Here is a 16958-nt window from a genome sequence, read left to right as displayed (position 1 = left end):
GTCTTCAAAAATAAGCTCAGCGTGGCTGCCATTTAAGCTTTTAGCCACTATTTGCTGCATCACTTTTTTAGCGTCTTCTACCTGCTTTGGCGAAAGCGCCCGTAAATCACCCGCTACATGGACGGTTTGCGCAATTACGTTACTTTTACCAAACGCCGTGGCTGACGAGTTAGCACTGTCGTAATCGGCATCAGTACCGCCTACAATAAGCCCAGGATTAAAGGTTAAATTAGGTTGTGTGGCTAGTTGCTCTCTAAAGTCATTTAAAATACGCGACGCCTCGTAAATAGCGCCATAGCCCACACTGTCACTAAATATTTGCGATGAATGGGCCGCATTGGCCGTTACATTTAACGTCCAGCCGGTATAACCACGGCGCGCCGCCATCGCGGTTTTAATATTGTTATCGCCGTTCTCAAAACCTAGCGCTACGTCAGCCCAAATTGCGCCATCAACAATCGCCTTTTTAGATAAACTAAGTGGGCGGCCGCTGCTTTCTTCATCGCCGGTAAGCAGCACTTTGATGCTTACGTTTTCAAGTAAATTAAGCGCTTGCAGGCTTTTAAGTGCGGTAATTATAATAGTGTTACCACCTTTCATGTCGGCTACACCTGGGCCTCTGGCGGTGTGTTCATCAATTTGTTTATAGGTAGTAAAGTTATCGTGTTTAGCAAACACGGTATCAAGATGGCCGATCATCAGTATTTTTATTGCATCGGGATCATTACTCTCATGGGTTGCTAATACATGCCCTGCGCGGTTAAAAGCGCTGCCATCTAACCACTCAACCTTAAAACCAATCGCTTTTAGTTGCTCGCTTGCCAGCGCGCCTACCTTTTTTACGCCTTCAATATTTAGTGAGCCGCTATTAATGTTTACCGCTTGTTCTATTTCTTTAAGCGCTTGCGGCATGTTTTGCTCAACTTGTTTTACTATTTCACGCTCGTTTTTATTAAGCGCCGCATAGCTTGTAAGCGACACGGTACTCGCAAGGGTAAATATAAGTGCTTGGCTAAATTTTAAAAGTGACATAACAGCCTAATAATTGAAAAGTAGTTCAGCTAATATGAAGTAAAAATACAAAGGGTTCAATAGGCGTGCTTTATATCTTGTATAACAACAACGAGTTACAAGGTTAAGGGTTAAAGGGTGTATGTGTTATTGGTTTAAACTCAGGTATTTAAAGTATGATTTGTTAATTAATAATCAACTAGTACAACTACACAGCTATATGTCTGATATTACTGATCTCCAACATTTTGGGGTTTTGCTACATTTAGGAAAGGTAAGGCGAAGCTAACTATTTGTTTACAGGTGTTTATTTTATAGCTAGGATAAAATCACTGTAATATAGGAACATTTGTCGGTTTGTAAAACGACAGATGTCGTAGACTAAGTTGTTAGCCGCAACCTACACACGGAGGTTTTATGTCTATTCAAGAAGTTGAAGTTACTTTAGAGGAGTTACAATCATTAGATCAAGAGCAAATAGTCGGTTCATGTAAAAGCCTCGTGTATTATGAATTAGAATCGGCTTTTGGTGGCATAAAAGACTCTAATGCCGCACAGTTACTATCTGCCATTTGCTCGATGCACCTAAAACCTGAAAATTCGAAAGCTCCATTTTCACCTAAATTTATAATGCAAGACCGTAGAGGTCTTATTGCAAATGATTTTTCTAAAGAGTCTTTGAACTCTCTTTCTCAATTTTGTTCGTTTGTAACAATACCTGAATTGAAGGCAAGATTAGCTGATATTTCTTGGGTTACAAAAGCAGGAAGCGTTGAACATGCATATATGGCAATTGAATCATATATTGAATCAGCAAAGAATTTGTTAGCTGTAGCTGATTCATGGATATATCCTGCGGAAAGAATTGAACGAGCCTTAAGGCTAAGCTGCATGTTTCGAAGGGGTTCGCAACGACCTGATTTATTTGAAAAATTATCAGACTTTATTTTATCTGAAGTAAACAATAAAAAAATAGATGATTCGCCTTTTTATGCATTGCGTTTATTAAAATTATCACATGAATGTGGTGTTGGGGATGATGACTGGATTCTTAATACTGCAGAAGAAATTGCTCAAACTCGTTTTGAAATAGGCGACACAAGAACAGCGATAAGTGGGTGGGAATGTGCATTGCATTCTGCAATTTCAACACGAGATAAAATTAAACAGCAAGAAATTTGGAGAGAAATAGCCTCTTGCCACGTTAAAGATTCTGAAATACAAGATGGTGGTTTGATAGCCGCTAACTGTATACTTAGGGCAATTGATGCTTTGTCTAAAGTTCCTAATACTAGACAAGAAAGACTTGAGCTATATGAGACTATGAGAGATCATCAAATCGAATCCCTGCATCAACTTCATGAGTTTTCATCTCCGCCCCAAGACATTAGCGAAATTGTTCATCAATCAAAACTTGAAGTTCAAGGTAAAGATTTTTTCGATATGCTTTTTAGGCTCGGTGTTCTGGTTTCAAGACCAACAGACATTAATAGGCTCAAAGAGCAAGCTATCGAACAAATGCAAAATAGTATTGCATGGATGTTTAGCGGAACTCATATAGATCATGAAGGTATTACCGTTGCTAAAGTTCCATCAGGAATGGGCCTTGATGATAAACAAGATGGACCTGCTACTTGGTCCACTATGATGAAAAACATCGCAATAGACCATCAACTTGCAGTACAAGGGCAAATACGACCCGCTCTAGATGAGCTAATGATACAGCATTATGTTTCAAAGTATGCCTTAGAAAGAATTTTAAAAAATAATCCGTTTATACCTTATGGTCATGAATATTTTTACATAAAGGGTATTTCGTTTGGTCTTGAAGGTGATTTCCTTAGTGCATGTCACATACTTATTCCACAGATTGAGAATTCACTTAGATATGTAGCGCGCACTCAAGGGGAGGAACCAACAACATTACACGGTGACGGTTCTCAAGAAAGAAGTGGTCTTAAATTTCTATTAGAACATCCTGTTGTTATTGAAACTTTAGGGCAAGATATTATTGGTAATCTACAGGCAATATTAATAGATAAGATATATGGGGATTTGAGAAATCAAATGTCACACGGGTACATGCCAGCAGGTCACTTTTATGGTGTTGCCCCTGTCTTTCTTTGGTGGTTAGTTTTACATATTGTGATGTTACCTCTAGGTAGTCATTGGAAACTACATTATCGACCTGAAAATAAAGCTAACAAGGAAATTAAATTAAACAGTGGTTTATAATTTTTACATTATGACTCATTGTTTTAGTACGCTTAATTCGGCGTTGGGTGTTCTTCCGATAGAGGGTAAGTTGTGGACGATAATATAGATGATAACCCTGAATGGGTAACTCACGGCAAAACAATCAAGCAACTCATCAAAGAGCTGCAAACGTTCGAGAATCAAGACTTAGAGGTTCAGATTTCAGTTGATGGTGGTGAGTCCTTCAAATGCATAAGTTTAGTTGGCAAGCACAATAATGGCGGGGTTCAATATTGTGTTCTTGAAAATTTTGAGTAAATGTTTAGGCGTTATAAATACATGAGAATCTAATGAAGCAATACTCTGTAGTAAAAGTTATATCTCTTAATAAAAAGTTTATCTATTCAGAAAAAAGCTTTGGCTCAAGAGCTCCTCAAGTCGGTGATGTTGGAACAATAGTTGAAGTTTATGATGGAGCCTTTGATATTGAATGTTGCGATGAAAATGGTGTTACTATTTGGCTTGAAATATTCGAACCTAGTGATGGTGATTTAGAGTTACTGTACATATAGTAAGCTTTTATTAGTGACGAATACTTTCCCTGCATTCTATCCAGCCAGTATTTATCAAAAACACCCGTCAGGTTTAACGCCATTGGCATTAAACCTGAAAGCTCAAATTCAACCAATCATCGTTAATTAGTCGGCATTAAATATATCTCGCGCACGTTGTTGCGCTGGTTTGCTTCAATGGCAAATAGTACGGCGTCGGCCACATCTTGTGGGTCGAGTTTGTCGGGTTTTGCTTCATCAAAAAATGGAGTGTTTACCATGCCAGGGGCTATGGTGGTACAGCGGCCGTTCCACTCGCTCATTTCCTCAACTAAGTTTTGCCCAAACCCGTAAGCAAACAAACCATTTAGTTGCGCCATAAATAGAGCCTTTAATAGGCTTACGGCCAGCGGCTGGGCTGGTTAATATAAAGTGGCCTTTGTTTTAGCCCACATGTCTGTGCGCTTTATTTAGAAATTTGCTACCACAACAAAGTAATGCACAGTATCCTGTACATGTAATAATTTCCAGCTAGACTTGTCTTATATAATGTACAAGTGAGGTGCAAAATGAGAATAGTGTCTTTTACCGAAGCCCGAAATAGTCTAAAAGCCGTTTTGGATAATGTAATTAATGATGCAGATACGACAGTAATCACTCGCCGTGACGCTGAAGATGCAGTTGTAATGTCATTAGATTACTACAACAGCCTTATGGAAACTGTTCATTTACTTCGCTCTCCAGCGAACGCTGAACATTTAAACAGTTCAATTGCGCAGTTTAAAGTGGGCAAAACGACCCCACGAGAACTTATTGATGAGTAGTAGGTTATTATCATGGACTGATGAAGCTTGGAATAGTTACGTCTACTGGCAGACTCAAGATAAGAAAACCTTGAAACGTATAAATAAGCTAATTGTCGATGTTAAGCGCTCTCCTTTTGATGGGATTGGAAAACCGGAACCCCTCAAAGAAAATCTTTCAGGCTTTTGGTCTCGCAGAATAGATGATACAAATCGTTTGGTATATGCCTTGGATAATACAGCAATTACAGTTATCTCGTGTCGTTACAATTACTAAATAAACAAGATAAATAAACAAGACATCCATCTTAAATTTTCATTCTATCCAGCAGTATTTAGAATTAACAACCATCAGGTTTAACGCCATTGGCATTAAACCTGACAGCTCAAATTTAACCAAACAACGTTAATTAGTCGGCATTAAATAAATCTCGCGCACGTTGTTGCGCTGGTTTGCTTCAATGGCAAACAGTACGGCGTCGGCTACATCTTGCGGGTCGAGTTTGTCGGGTTTAGCTTCATCAAAAAATGGAGTGTTTACCATGCCAGGGGCTATGGTGGTACAGCGGCCATTCCACTCGCTCATTTCCTCAGCTAAGTTTTGCCCAAACCCGTAAGCAAACCATTTTGTTGCACCGTAAATAGAGCCTTTTATTGGCTTACGGCCAGCAGCTGAGCTGGTTAATATAAAGTGGCCTTTGTTTTGGCGTAAATGAGGCAGGGTTGCTTTTGCCGTCCACAGCAGGGCTTTAATGTTTATGTCTATCATGGTTGACCATTCATCGGGGTCGCCTTTTTCAGTGCCTGCGGTTGAAACGCCCATACCTGCGTTGGCAAATGCGGCATCTAGTCGGCCAAATTTTTTAAGCCCTTTTGTTACTACGTTTTCAAGTTCGGTAAAGTCGGTGGCATCTGCGGGTACACTCAGTGCGTTATCTTCACCTAATGACTCAACTAGTTCAGCTAATTTATCTTCACTTCTGGCGGTAAGAATGACTTTATGGCCGTTATTAACCAATGTTTTTGCACTCGCTTCACCTATGCCACTAGAGGCACCTGTAATTAGAACTACTTTTTCTTTCGCCATGATTATTTCTCCTATGTTTACATATTCAAAATGATAAGAACGGTTTAACTAATACGTGCTATTAACTGTACCAGTTCTGGGTTAACGGGGCTTGAATGCAGGTCACTTTACGAATGAATTATTTGGATGATGTTAGGTGAGTGGCTTTAATGGGTTTTTGCAAAGGTGGAGTGTTCGTTTTTGTTATACTTTTTATAAAAAAAAGCGCACCTTAAAGTGCGCTATACGTTTATTGTGTTATGTCAAAGCTAACTGAAAGGTCCTCAGTTTGCGGTACACTAATTTGCTTAAGTTGATAAACAGTGAAATCAGTATCTTCTAGCTCTGCATCGTCTATATGTGCGGTGCACGTATAGCCAAGTTGGTAGTCTCCCGGTGTAATGAAAGCAAGCTCAAACTCATATTGGTTATCGTCTTGATCAAATACAACATTTGCGGTCGCAAGTGGGGCATCTTCTGGGGTTTGCTCATCTATTTCGTATATATCTTTAGGTGTTTGAGCATCTGATGAATATAAATATACGGCGTGTCCAAACGTTGAATCTGCAGCAGCAGTGGCGATATTATCTGTTTCACAGTTATTAATAAGCGCTTGGCTTACTGTGCCTTCAATTTCTTGTGACTCAGAAAGATTTTGTAATCGTACGCCTCTAGGTTTTAAAAAGATCTCCTCATTACTTTGGGGATCGACCAGCGATTTTTTTAGGTCAAATTCTAAAACAAAGTCGTTATCAGTTTGGTTAAGTGTAAAGCCATCGAGTTGTATTTCGCCTACACCATCATTCCCTTTTCTTTTTACCACGAGCGGAGCAATGCTGTCGTCTTCGTATACTACGTGAGATGTAAAACTAAGGTTATTAGTATCGCCATTTATAACCTGAGCGCGGATCCACGAGTATTCGCCTGCTGGCACTTCTTGATCGTCAAGCAGCTCAAAAACATCGTCACCGGTGTAATCGAGCAAATTAACCATTTGTGGTTGAGATGCGTCAGCTTCACTTCGGGTTTCAAAACTAAATTCTTCATCGCCTTGTGTTTTAATAGTGATTGAATCAAACACGACGTTAACCGCTTTTAAACCACTAACCGGCGCATCTGACACACCAAGGCTAAAGGTTGACTTGTCGCTAGATTGTGGCGGTGTTGTGTCATTGTCATCACTTGAAGAGCCACACCCGGCTAATGCAAAAAGAACGGCGCTGCTGACTAATGTTGATTTAAAATTCATGATTTACTCCTTTAGTTTATAGAGCAGATTGTAGAAGGGCTAAGCTGAATTTAGATTGAACTGGTTTTTAGAATAGTTACTTGAAGTTAATCTTTATTTTACTTTGCGCATTTTTGAACAAAAGTATGTACGCCATAGGTTAACTAATTTGTGAGCACTAAGGTTTTAAGTGTGAAAATTTAAGCGAAAAAAAGAAAAACTTTGCCCAATTAATTTGCTGATATAGGCACACCTTCCACTTATTTTAATGCTATCGCTTTAAAATTTTTACTATATACTCCCGCCACTTCTTTTGAAGTGTATAGATTTAATTCTTGCTGATAATCAGCCCATAGTTGGAATATGTATGAAAGATAAACTTATTGTGTTTTGGCAAAGCCATTCAGAAACAATCATCACTTTAGGTTACAAAGTGGTATTAGCCTTGGCTATTTTAGTTGCGAGTGCACTTATTGCCCGCTCGGTTAAAAAAGCGATTAAAAATTCTAAGTCGCCATTAAAAAAAGTAGACGAAACGCTACTGCCGCTTTTATCGAGCATTGCGGGGTATTTAGTTTACATAATTGCTGGGCTGTTTATATTAGATATTTTTGGCGTTAATACGGCAAGCTTAATAGCGCTAATGGGCGCGGCGGGTTTAGCGATTGGTTTGGCGCTTAAAAACACTTTAAGTAATATTGCAGCCGGCATTATGTTATTAATACTTAGGCCATTTAAAATAGGCGACTTTGTAGATGCGAGCGGCACGCTTGGCACAGTGAACGAAATAAACTTATTTACGACCATTTTTAAAACCACCGACGGCCTTTATATCGCATCGCCTAACGGTAAAGTGTGGGGCGGCAACATTAAAAACTTTACCCGCAACGGTAAAAGGCGCATGGATATAGTGGTGGGTATTTCGTACGCCGACTCTATTGATGTTGGCTTAAATGTACTTAAAGAAGTTGCCGAATCAGAAAGCCGATTACTCGCAGAGCCAGCGCCTAAAGTAATGGTTACCTCAATAGGCGAAAGCGCAGTAAATATTCAATTACGTGCATGGGCTGTAAATGGCGATTACTGGCAAACCGTGTGGGATTTAAATAAACGCGTTAAAGAGGCCATAGAAGGCGCGGGGCTGAGTATTCCGTTTCCGCAGCGAACGCTGCATATATCTGAGTCGATGGCATCGGCAATAACGGTTAATAACGGTAAATAAAACCTTTAAACACTATTAGCATAAGCACAAATAAAAATAGCGAGCCTTGGCTCGCTATTTTTGTATCAGCTTTTTGCTGACGAGTATTAACCTTCTAATTGAAAGTCGTATACCGAGCCTAAATTAAGCAGTTGGGTTAGTTCATCCAGCGCTTGGTAGCTTTCGGTGAGTAGGGCTGAGTCGGCAAAGTCGCTTGCGCCTAACTTATCGCGGTAGTTACGTTTTGCCCAGTCACAAAGCTGTGTGTATTTAGTATCGGTTAAAATAACCTCTGGGTTTACTGCGCTTAGCTCTTGTTGGTTAAGGGCTACACGTAAACGTAAGCAGGCAGGGCCGCCGCCATTTTGCATACTTTGGCGCAGGTCAAAAAACTGCACTTGGTTTACTGGGTTATCCGCTAAAATCATTTCTTCAATGTAGGCGTTTACTGCGCTATTACGTTGGCACTCTTGTGGCGCTACTAATAGCATTGAGCCATCATCTAGGCTTACTAATTGGCTATTAAACAAGTAACTGCTTACTGCATCGCTAATGCTTACTTTATCGGTAGGTACTTCAATTATGTATAGCTGTTTGCTGCCGGTGTAGGCATCGCGAATTTCTTGCAGGGCATCGTGTTGGTTTAAAAATGCTTGCTGGTGGCAAAGCAATACGTTTGCGTTACCTACTGCAATTACATCGTTATGAAACACGCCTTGGTCTATAACATCTGGATTTTGCTGCAGTAAAATTTGGCTCGATTCTTTTAAATTATGTAATCGGCAAATGGCTTCTGAGGCTTCTAGTGTTTGCCTTGCAGGAAACTTAGCCGGTTTTGGTAATTGGCTGTTAAAGGCACTTGCACCAAATACAAACATTTCTAGGCCTTGCTCGCCGTGGCTGTCGCAAAGGCGGGTGTGGTTAGCCGCGCCTTCGTCGCCAAAAAAGCCCTGATCGGGTAAATGCGTGTGATGTGCAAAGTAGCTATCGTTATTAAACATGGCTTTTAGTAAGCGGGTAGTTGTAGCAGGCTCTAGCGAGCGATGAAACTTATTGTTTAAATTAGCTGAGGTAAAATGCACTTTGCCATCGAGGGTGTCTGGCGATGGAGAAACAGTAGCGGCATTGGCGGTCCACATTGCAGAGGCCGAATAACACGCGCGCAATAAAATAGGGTCTGCTTTAAATGCTTTATGAATAACTTGCGAGTCGTTGCCGGTAAAACCTAGGCGACGTAGTACGTTTAAATCGGGGCGTGCGTGGGGCGCAAATACACCTTGTGTTAGGCCTTTGTCGTGCATGGCTTTCATTTTTTCAAGGCCCTGTAACACAGCTTCTTGAGGGTTTGAAAAACTTGCCGCATTATTTAACGAGGCAACGTTACCATACGATAAACCCGCATAGTTGTGAGTAGGGCCAACTAAGCCATCAAAATTTACTTCTAAGGCGTGCATACACGTTCCAATCATATTGTTTTTAGTTACTTAACAATACAACGCAATGGCCGCGCTTGCAAAGCCTATAAATACGAAATTTATCGGCTGTNCCTGCCATACGCTAATGTCTAAACGCCATAGTAGGTAAAGGGTGTGGTATAGGTTAGCCATGGTATTTTCCTTGAAAGTTTCACTGAACACATCTGTACTTTGAAAGAATTATGCCAACTGTTAATTGAATATTTTATGAATACAAATCAGATATTTATTAAAACACTAAAAATAACTTTTGAGCGCTTAGCACCACTTTGGGGCTAAAAGGCTTAAAAGTTGCACCAAAAAGCCACGCAGCGGGTGCGTGGCGTATGGTTTATACGCTGTATTTAGCGCCCTACTTTACCCTTTACTAGTGGGTCGAACGACAGCACACTAAATTTTCCTTGGCTGGCATTTTTACCGTTATTTAATACTGGCGAGCGATGTAGCTCATCTACGGTAAAATATATTTTATGATCGGCGCCATAACTAAAGCCATCAGGCCAGCTTAAGCGCTCGTCTTTATATAATACGTGGTATTTACCGCTTGGTTTTACTACACCAATTGCGCCGTTGGTTATGTCGGTAACATACACATTACCGCCGCCATCAACAATAATGCCATCTGAAATTGGTTTAGTGCCGTAACGCGTTACTTTACTTTCAAGGGCGCTTGCGCTCAGGCTTTTATTGTTAATATCGCTTGTGGCAATACGGTAAACCGATGTGCCAGACATAGAGCCAAAGTAAAGCCACTGTTCGCTTGGGTCGAGTGTGATTGGGTTTACGCCTAAACGTGCTGGTTGGCCGCCTAGTTTCATGGTGCGCCCTTCAATGACCATGTCGATGTTTTCGGCTGTGGTGTATGGGCTATTTTGTAAGACTCTGCGCGCCTCACCTGTTTTTAAATTTACGGTAATAATAGCGGCTTGGCTGCCTTGTGCGGTGTCGGCAATGTATACAACGCCGTGTTTATTATCGATAACTAAATCGTTTAAAAACGAGGTGTCGGTAATGGTGGGTTTAGCTAAATAAATTATTTTATGCAGCTGCTCTTTGTTGGTATCCCAACCGACTAAACGCCCAGCATGATCAGGGCCTGATGTATCAAGCATCCATAATACGCCATCGGCTGATACATTTATGCCAAGTACGTCGTAAAACCCTTTTCCGTTTTTGTACGCGTATGCCCATTCTTCATTAGGGTAGGGTTTGGTGGTGCCATCGCTTAATAGCTCCATAATTTTTTGTTTTTGGCCGTAAAAACCATGTACCGATAAAAACTTACGACCCGATGGCGTAATAGCAATATTACCCGGTGGGTGTTGTGCATCAAATGTAGCAACTGTTTTTAAATCGGTGTGCGTAGGTTGGGTATTAGCAAATGCAATGCTGGTTAAAAATGCGGTGCTGCAGGCTGCTGCTAAAAGTATTTTTTTAATCTGGTTCATGCTTAAAAGCCTTCTAAAACAAGTTTACCGCGTGAGGTGTGCGATTCTAAAATTTGATGTGCTTTATATAAATTAGCGGCGTTAATTGGGCCTAAATTTTGCCCAAGCGTGGTTTTAAGTATACCTGAGTCTATCAGCTCGCTAATTTCATTAAGTAAGGTGTGCTGCGCTGTTATATCGGCGGTAGTAAATAGCGAGCGGGTAAACATAAACTCCCAATGCACTGAAATACATTTACGCTTAAACTTTAAAATATCGAACGATGTAGGGTCATCTATTAGCGCAAATTTACCTTGCGGTTTAATACACTCAACTATTTGGTCTTGGTATTGCTCGGTATGAGTTAAGCCAATAACGTAATCAAACTCAGCTAAACCAAGCTCTAGGCGCTGCTCGTTTAAGTTTTTAGTATGATTGAGTACATGATCCGCTCCTAACTCTTTAAGCCAAGTTACGCTTTGCTCGCGCGATGCAGTACCTACCACCTTTAGCCCAGTAAGTTGCTTGGCAAGCTGTACTAAAATAGAACCAACGCCACCTGCGGCGCCAATAACTAAAATAGATTGCTGAGTATTTTGCTTATTTTTAGGCACTTGCAGGCGATCAAATAGCATTTCGTAGGCGGTAATACTGGTTAGCGGCAGCGCTGCGGCTTGTGCGTCGGTTAATGTTTTAGGCGCACGCCCTACAATACGTTCATCAACCAATTGAAATTGCGCATTACTGCCTTGGCGCGATAAATCGCCAGCGTAAAATACACGATCTCCCACATTAAATAACGATACCGACTCGCCAACGGCTTTTACAACGCCTACGCCGTCCCAGCCTAATACTTTGTAGCCTTGCTCTGGCGCTACATTTGCACGTATTTTTGTATCTACAGGGTTTACCGAAATAGCCTTTACTTCAATAAGTAGGTCGTGCCCGCTGGCTGTTGGGGTATCAAGCTCAATTGCTTGTATAGAGCTTGCTGTAAGCGTTTTAGTGTTTTTGGTGTAGCCAAATGCTTTCATGTGCGTTCCTGATGATTTTAACCAAGTGTTTTTAACTTATAAGCACTATAGCTCAGTTGAAAAATAGAAAAAGACATGAAAAACTAAAGCACTTTCAAATTTTAATTGAAAATATGCGATCATTTAACGATATTCAAACTTTTATAGATGTAGCTAGTTGCGCCAGTATTTCTGAAGCTGCACGGCAAAACGAGCAAACTCCAGCGGCGGTAAGTGCTGCTATTAAACGCCTAGAAAAAGACTTAGGAAACGTGCTGTTTATTCGCTCTACCCGCAGCTTACGCTTAAGTGTGGCAGGGGAGCAGTTTTTAAGTTACGCCAAAGACTCCCTTTCACTTATTCAACAAGGGGTAGCTGCAGTACAAACCGCAGTGGGCGAAGTAACGGGAACGCTACAGGTATCGGCCCCGTGCGACTTAGGGCGCAATAAACTAAGTGAATGGCTTAATGAGTTTTTAGCACACTACCCGCATGTAAAACTTAAATTGCACTTAAGTGACGAAGTAAGCGACATTTACAGCCAATCAATTGATATTGCACTGCGCTTTGGCGTACCAAAAGATTCGCAGTTAATTGCAGCGCCACTTTTTTTAAATAATGCGCGTATTTTAGTGGCCTCTCCTGAATATGTAGCAAACAATGGATTGCTTACACACCCCCTTAACTTAACGCAGCACACCACCATTACCTTTATGCGCTTTGGCGAAGTGTTTAAAGAGTGGCGATTTTATAAAAATGGCGCAGTGCAAAAAGTGCAGCTAAATTGCCAACACATAGTTAACGATGGCGAAATGGTTAGGCGCTGGGCGCTAGAGGGCAAAGGCATTGCGTATAAGTCGTACTTAGATGTAATTGATGATTTAGCAAGCGGGCAGCTCGTTCATTTATGCCCTGAGTGGCAAAGCGATCCGTTACCGCTTTATATGATGTACGCCGATCGGCGCCAAATGACCCCGGTGATCAGCGCATTTAGGGCGTTTATTCAACAAAAAATAACCGCGTTAGTTGGCTAACTCATCATCGTTTTTAGTTGTTAAATCGCTTATTACTAAATCAAGCAGCTGCATTAGCTGTTTGGCTTGTGTGGGATCTACACTTTCAAACTTACATAATATGCTTTTTGGAATATCAGCGGCTTCTTTTTTAAGGGCTTGCCCACTTTGGGTAAGCTGAATTAGGCGCTTACGCTTATCGTGCTCATCTTTAATAACAGCCAGTAGAGACTTTTCGGTCATTTTTTTGAGTATTTGGGTCATAGCGCCACCATCAATAGCGGTTTTATCTATTAGCTGCGCTATGGTTATTTTGTCTTGCTCCCACAGCGCCATCATCACTACATACTGCGGATACGTTAAATTAAGTGCAGCTAAAGGCTCACGGTAAGCGCGGGCAATACTATTTGATGCCATATATAACCTATGACAAAGCTGATTTTTTAATTTTAATTGCTCAAATGACATACCTAACTCCTAGTGCGTTAATACCTTCAACTCAAAAAACATTTTAATTTGCATGCAAAGTATTTGCAATCTCTAATTACTTGACCTATTGTTTTGCATGCAAATTAAATTAATTGATAAACTTTGGAGTTCACTATGAATGTATTACAAAACGTTGCCTACACAGCAAAAGCAACTGCAACCGGTGGCCGTGAAGGTGTAGCTAAATCAGACGATGGCCGTTTAAATGTAAACTTATCAACCCCAAAAGGGCTAGGTGGTGACGACGGACAAGGCACAAACCCAGAGCAGTTATTTGCAGCTGGTTATGCAGCGTGTTTTATTGGTGCACTAAAATTTGTAGCCGGTAGCGAAAAAATTGCGCTACCAAGTGATACACACATTAACTCTGAAGTATCTATTGGCGCGATTGAAGGCGGTTTTGGCATTGCAGTTAAATTAGCTGTATCACTCGGTGATATGGATAAAGCGGCGGCGCAAGAGCTGGTAAATAAAGCACACCAAGTATGCCCATACTCAAACGCAACACGCGGTAATATTGAAGTTGAGCTTTCGGTTATTTAATTAACTGATCACTTAGCATTGTAATAGCCTAGTGGTTTGCCACTGGGCTTTTTTGTATGCAAAGTTTATTAAATAACGTTATAAATATATAAAAACAGCATGATTAAATTAACCCATATACCAGCAACTGACACAGCTGTATTTGTCTTGCAGTGATTAAGTAAGCAGCTCTTTAATGCTGAAAAATGTTGGGAGGATGAAAAGGGTTAAGGCGTTCTGCAAGAACGCCTAGAGAGGGCTGGCTTTATCGTCTGTATCGCCTGTATTGGGTGTGCTTACAACCCTAACTCCGATAACCCTGGGTGATCGTCGGGGCGGCGTCCTTGAGGCCAGTGGAATTTTCGTTCTGATTCTTTGATGGGTAAGTCGTTGATGCAAGCAAAGCGGTTTTGCATTAAGCCATTTTCATCGAATTCCCAGTTTTCGTTGCCGTAGGAGCGAAACCAGTTGCCGCTGTCGTCGTGCCACTCATACGCGTAACGCACGGCTATACGATTTTCAGTGAAAGCCCATAACTCTTTTATCAGCCTATATTCCAATTCTTTTTCCCATTTTCCCGTTAAAAATGTAGCGGCTTCTTCGCGGNTTTGGTATCCACTGTATAAGCAAGTGATACCTTTTCAGCGTTACGGCTGTTCCAGCCATCTTCTGCTAGGCGCACTTTTTCGATGGCGCTTTCGCGGGTAAAAGGGGGCAGTGGTGGGCGTGTACTCATGTTTAAATCCTCTTTGGGTAAATTAACGTTGAATAACTTGTATAGGTTTCAACAATAAGTGACTTTGAATATTAGCCTGATTAATTGAGCTACAAATCTAATATAACAGTGTCGCAATCTTTCGCTGGCACAGCGCAGCATAACAATACGTCTGATGGGTCAATATGCGCACTTGGCTTGGTGCGATACGTTACAGCACCACTTTTTAGTTTAACCGCACATGAGCCACATTGGCCGTTGCGGCAACTGTATGGTGGCGTAAGCCCTTTGCTTTCGGCTACGTCGAGCAGGGGCTTGTCACCCTTGTACCAGCTTTGTTCAATACCTGAGTGGGCAAACTTTATCACAGCAGATTTAGCCTCTAGCTCAGCGTGGTTGCTGGTATCTGTTGATTGGCGTGCTAAAGACGACGGCCCAAACGCTTCGGCATGAATATCTTGATCTTTTACCCCAATGCCAATCAGTAAGTCATACATACTTTGCATAAAACCTTGGGGGCCACACAGATAAAAGTCTTTGTCGAACAGCGACGGGAAATCGACGCTATGCTCTGTGGCCATTGCATTAAGTACGTCCATTACCAAGTTTTGGCTAATTCGCCCTTGGGAAGTGTAATCGTTCGACACAATAGCGTTTTGCGTTTGATTGCTGTGCGCCTGACTTAATACAGAATAATACTGAATACGCCCAGCGCTTCGCTTAGCAATATTGCTCAGTTCTGCATAAAAAGCACGTTGCTCACTATTTTTGGCCGCTTGAATAACTGCCATTGGGCGGATATAGCGAGTGCGTATACCTTCACTAACTGCATCATTTGCCATGGCCACCATTGGTGTAATGCCCACACCTGCACCTATTAAAATGGCTGGGCGCTGTTGTGTGTTATCGATAAAAAAATGGCCGCTTGGTGCTTTAATCTGTATTTCACTGCCAATCGATATTCGAGAATGCAAGGTACTTGATACCAGACCATACTCTTCACGTTTTACTGAAATACGATAACCACTTTGCGATGGGGCACTGGATACAGTGTAATTGCGCACAAGCCAGTTTTCAGTATTTTGCTGCTTAATACGCAGGGTTAAGTGTTGCCCTGGGCAAAATGGCAGTACGGGAGAATCATCTTTTGGCTGTAAATAAAATGAGCGGATTGTACTGCTCTCGTCTTCGATTTTACTGACGGTAAATGCGCGCCACTGGTTGCGCTGTGCTTGTGCTTTAACGATTGCTTCTGCCTGTGACCAAGTACCCGTTGCTTGAGAATTGGGAGAATAGCTGTCGAATTGAGCGCGAAATGGCAGTGCCGCTTTTAATGTCACCCCTTGGGTTAGGGTAAATTGCCAGCCGCGCTGTGCACCTCGAAACTCTTTAATTATCGGTGAGTCACTCTCCAGCAAGGTAACCGTGCCGGTTAACATAAAAACATCGCCGCTGGTAAAATCAACAAACAGTAAACCCGCTTTGGGGTTGACTAAGAAGTTGCCCAGCGTATTGAAGAAGTTATTCCCTGCATAATCAGGAATGGTGAGGGTGTTTTTGTTAACCTTTATAAAACCTGGCATGCCGCCACGGTGTGACACATCAACCCCCATAGCATTGTGGGCAGATAGCTGACGGTTTACTTCGTTTGCAGGTTCGTTATCCGCAGAACTGGCAACAAAAAACGTATCCGCTTGGCGGATAAAGGCTTTTAGGCTATCACTTAGTTCAAAAAACGTTTCAGCGCGCGGGGCCTTGTATGGCGCATCTGGCGAACGGATAAAGTGAAGGTCGCGAGTTTGAATATACTGCGGACAATTGCCAAAAGATTGCTCAACCTCTAAAGCAAACTGGTTGTTCGCAGCGCTGGTAACACAAGCGTTGACGCGGTTTCTACGCCGGGTCGACATTTCTAACCCCAGTAAACCCAATCGAGCACCTTGTGTGATTGCTGCGGCTAATGGATCACCTGATAAAATTGGGGTGTTTACTGTGAGCTGAGTCGGGGAAGGGGACTGCACGAAGCCGGGCTTTCCAGGCAAAATTGACGCCCAAAGTTGCCCCTTATCTGATGTACTACCCAACACCATAAATGGCAGTTGTTGGAAAAACTGCCTATGCTGATCTGGCATAAATTCGCGTATCGCGCGGCGGCCAATAGTACGCATTTTTTCGTAACTTCCGGCATTTCTTTGCATTTGCTGTTCACCTTCGTGAAAAGCACTTGAAGTAATGTGTGTGTTCATAA

The 16958-nt window shown here is 41.7% G+C and carries 16 protein-coding genes and 2 pseudogenes; 8 read left to right on the top strand and 10 right to left on the bottom strand.

Annotation, left to right across the window (positions count from 1 at the left end):
• The coding region (locus L650_RS0115415) for a M20/M25/M40 family metallo-hydrolase (protein WP_029773667.1) at positions 1–1032 on the bottom strand (1032 nt) is incomplete at its 3' end.
• A 396-nt stretch (positions 1033–1428) separates the two neighbouring features.
• Between L650_RS0115415 and L650_RS0115410 the strand changes: the two genes are divergently transcribed.
• The 3 genes from L650_RS0115410 to L650_RS0115400 all read left to right on the top strand — a co-directional run bounded on the left by L650_RS0115410 (position 1429) and on the right by L650_RS0115400 (position 3779).
• The gene (locus L650_RS0115410) at positions 1429–3246 is read left to right on the top strand and encodes a DUF4209 domain-containing protein (RefSeq protein WP_128081069.1); all 1818 of its coding nucleotides are present in this window, start codon (positions 1429–1431) and stop codon (positions 3244–3246) included.
• Positions 3247–3318: 72 nt separating this feature from the next.
• The gene (locus L650_RS0115405) at positions 3319–3525 is read left to right on the top strand and encodes a hypothetical protein (protein WP_212750827.1); all 207 of its coding nucleotides are present in this window, start codon (positions 3319–3321) and stop codon (positions 3523–3525) included.
• A 32-nt stretch (positions 3526–3557) separates the two neighbouring features.
• Positions 3558–3779 (top strand): hypothetical protein, encoded by a 222-nt coding sequence (locus tag L650_RS0115400; RefSeq protein ID WP_029773664.1) that lies wholly within the window; start codon positions 3558–3560, stop codon positions 3777–3779.
• 122 nt (positions 3780–3901) lie between these two features.
• Here the strand turns inward: L650_RS0115400 and L650_RS0115395 are convergent.
• Positions 3902–4196 (bottom strand): annotated as a pseudogene (locus tag L650_RS0115395) (SDR family oxidoreductase); the annotation flags it as partial.
• A gap of 131 nt (positions 4197–4327) precedes the next feature.
• Between L650_RS0115395 and L650_RS0115390 the strand changes: the two are divergent.
• Positions 4328–4582 (top strand): type II toxin-antitoxin system Phd/YefM family antitoxin, encoded by a 255-nt coding sequence (locus L650_RS0115390; RefSeq protein ID WP_029773663.1) that lies wholly within the window; start codon positions 4328–4330, stop codon positions 4580–4582.
• A complete protein-coding gene (locus tag L650_RS0115385; RefSeq protein ID WP_029773662.1) occupies positions 4575–4838 on the top strand; it encodes a Txe/YoeB family addiction module toxin in 264 nt (87 codons plus the stop codon). The genes L650_RS0115390 and L650_RS0115385 overlap by 8 nt, the downstream gene beginning before the upstream one ends.
• Positions 4839–4967: 129 nt before the next feature.
• On the opposite strand, the gene L650_RS0115380 is transcribed toward L650_RS0115385, so the two are convergent.
• The gene (locus L650_RS0115380) at positions 4968–5648 is read right to left on the bottom strand and encodes an SDR family oxidoreductase (RefSeq protein WP_004587015.1); all 681 of its coding nucleotides are present in this window, start codon (positions 5646–5648) and stop codon (positions 4968–4970) included.
• 229 nt (positions 5649–5877) lie between these two features.
• The gene (locus L650_RS0115375; protein ID WP_029773661.1) at positions 5878–6876 is read right to left on the bottom strand and encodes a DUF4382 domain-containing protein; all 999 of its coding nucleotides are present in this window, start codon (positions 6874–6876) and stop codon (positions 5878–5880) included.
• Positions 6877–7222: 346 nt separating this feature from the next.
• Between L650_RS0115375 and L650_RS0115370 the strand changes: the two genes are divergently transcribed.
• Positions 7223–8077, top strand: a complete 855-nt coding sequence (locus tag L650_RS0115370; RefSeq protein WP_029773660.1) for a mechanosensitive ion channel family protein — start codon at positions 7223–7225, stop codon at positions 8075–8077.
• Positions 8078–8163: 86 nt separating this feature from the next.
• Here the strand turns inward: L650_RS0115370 and astB are convergent, their stop codons facing one another.
• The 3 genes from astB to L650_RS0115345 all read right to left on the bottom strand — a co-directional run bounded on the left by astB (position 8164) and on the right by L650_RS0115345 (position 11992).
• Positions 8164–9510: an N-succinylarginine dihydrolase gene (gene astB / locus L650_RS0115365; protein WP_029773659.1), complete on the bottom strand. Its 1347-nt coding sequence runs from the start codon at positions 9508–9510 to the stop codon at positions 8164–8166.
• Positions 9511–9875: 365 nt separating this feature from the next.
• Positions 9876–10979 carry an L-dopachrome tautomerase-related protein gene (locus L650_RS0115350; RefSeq protein ID WP_029773658.1) on the bottom strand — a complete coding sequence of 368 codons (1104 nt, stop codon included), beginning with the start codon at positions 10977–10979 and terminating at the stop codon, positions 9876–9878.
• Positions 10980–10981: 2 nt separating this feature from the next.
• Positions 10982–11992: a zinc-binding alcohol dehydrogenase family protein gene (locus L650_RS0115345; RefSeq protein WP_029773657.1), complete on the bottom strand. Its 1011-nt coding sequence runs from the start codon at positions 11990–11992 to the stop codon at positions 10982–10984.
• 113 nt (positions 11993–12105) lie between these two features.
• Here L650_RS0115345 and L650_RS0115340 point away from each other — a divergent pair, with 113 nt between their 5' ends.
• Positions 12106–13005, top strand: coding sequence for a LysR family transcriptional regulator (locus L650_RS0115340; protein ID WP_029773656.1), 900 nt, complete (start codon positions 12106–12108; stop codon positions 13003–13005).
• On the opposite strand, the gene L650_RS0115335 is transcribed toward L650_RS0115340, so the two are convergent.
• A complete protein-coding gene (locus L650_RS0115335; RefSeq protein ID WP_029773655.1) occupies positions 12994–13452 on the bottom strand; it encodes a MarR family winged helix-turn-helix transcriptional regulator in 459 nt (152 codons plus the stop codon). The two genes, L650_RS0115340 and L650_RS0115335, sit on opposite strands and share 12 nt — an antisense overlap.
• Positions 13453–13587: 135 nt before the next feature.
• Between L650_RS0115335 and L650_RS0115330 the strand changes: the two genes are divergently transcribed.
• Complete coding sequence (locus L650_RS0115330) at positions 13588–14016, top strand: organic hydroperoxide resistance protein (RefSeq protein ID WP_029773654.1); 429 nt, start codon at positions 13588–13590, stop codon at positions 14014–14016.
• A 275-nt stretch (positions 14017–14291) separates the two neighbouring features.
• On the opposite strand, the pseudogene L650_RS0115325 reads toward L650_RS0115330, so the two are convergent.
• Together L650_RS0115325 and L650_RS0115320 are read right to left on the bottom strand one after the other, a co-directional pair.
• A pseudogene (locus tag L650_RS0115325) lies at positions 14292–14731 on the bottom strand (DUF1348 family protein).
• An 89-nt stretch (positions 14732–14820) separates the two neighbouring features.
• Positions 14821–16956 carry a pyridoxamine 5'-phosphate oxidase family protein gene (locus tag L650_RS0115320; protein WP_029773653.1) on the bottom strand — a complete coding sequence of 712 codons (2136 nt, stop codon included), beginning with the start codon at positions 16954–16956 and terminating at the stop codon, positions 14821–14823.
• Positions 16957–16958 lie beyond the last annotated feature (2 nt).

The organism is Pseudoalteromonas sp. TB51, from assembly GCF_000498055.1.
In the GTDB taxonomy this organism is placed as follows: Bacteria; Pseudomonadota; Gammaproteobacteria; order Enterobacterales; family Alteromonadaceae; genus Pseudoalteromonas; species Pseudoalteromonas atlantica.
This window is presented reverse-complemented; position numbering and strand designations above follow the sequence as displayed.

What these genes read in the sequence shown, in the direction of transcription:
- L650_RS0115380 (WP_004587015.1), bottom strand. Translation starts at nt 5,648, where the DNA reads ATGGCGAAAGAAAAAGTAGTTCTAATTACAGGTGCCTCTAGTGGCATA.
- L650_RS0115320 (WP_029773653.1), bottom strand. Translation starts at nt 16,956, where the DNA reads ATGAACACACACATTACTTCAAGTGCTTTTCACGAAGGTGAACAGCAA.
- L650_RS0115340 (WP_029773656.1), top strand. Translation starts at nt 12,106, where the DNA reads ATGCGATCATTTAACGATATTCAAACTTTTATAGATGTAGCTAGTTGC.
- L650_RS0115375 (WP_029773661.1), bottom strand. Translation starts at nt 6,876, where the DNA reads ATGAATTTTAAATCAACATTAGTCAGCAGCGCCGTTCTTTTTGCATTA.
- L650_RS0115350 (WP_029773658.1), bottom strand. Translation starts at nt 10,979, where the DNA reads ATGAACCAGATTAAAAAAATACTTTTAGCAGCAGCCTGCAGCACCGCA.
- astB (WP_029773659.1), bottom strand. Translation starts at nt 9,510, where the DNA reads ATGCACGCCTTAGAAGTAAATTTTGATGGCTTAGTTGGCCCTACTCAC.
- L650_RS0115330 (WP_029773654.1), top strand. Translation starts at nt 13,588, where the DNA reads ATGAATGTATTACAAAACGTTGCCTACACAGCAAAAGCAACTGCAACC.
- L650_RS0115400 (WP_029773664.1), top strand. Translation starts at nt 3,558, where the DNA reads ATGAAGCAATACTCTGTAGTAAAAGTTATATCTCTTAATAAAAAGTTT.
- L650_RS0115370 (WP_029773660.1), top strand. Translation starts at nt 7,223, where the DNA reads ATGAAAGATAAACTTATTGTGTTTTGGCAAAGCCATTCAGAAACAATC.
- L650_RS0115385 (WP_029773662.1), top strand. Translation starts at nt 4,575, where the DNA reads ATGAGTAGTAGGTTATTATCATGGACTGATGAAGCTTGGAATAGTTAC.
- L650_RS0115410 (WP_128081069.1), top strand. Translation starts at nt 1,429, where the DNA reads ATGTCTATTCAAGAAGTTGAAGTTACTTTAGAGGAGTTACAATCATTA.
- L650_RS0115345 (WP_029773657.1), bottom strand. Translation starts at nt 11,992, where the DNA reads ATGAAAGCATTTGGCTACACCAAAAACACTAAAACGCTTACAGCAAGC.
- L650_RS0115335 (WP_029773655.1), bottom strand. Translation starts at nt 13,452, where the DNA reads ATGTCATTTGAGCAATTAAAATTAAAAAATCAGCTTTGTCATAGGTTA.
- L650_RS0115390 (WP_029773663.1), top strand. Translation starts at nt 4,328, where the DNA reads ATGAGAATAGTGTCTTTTACCGAAGCCCGAAATAGTCTAAAAGCCGTT.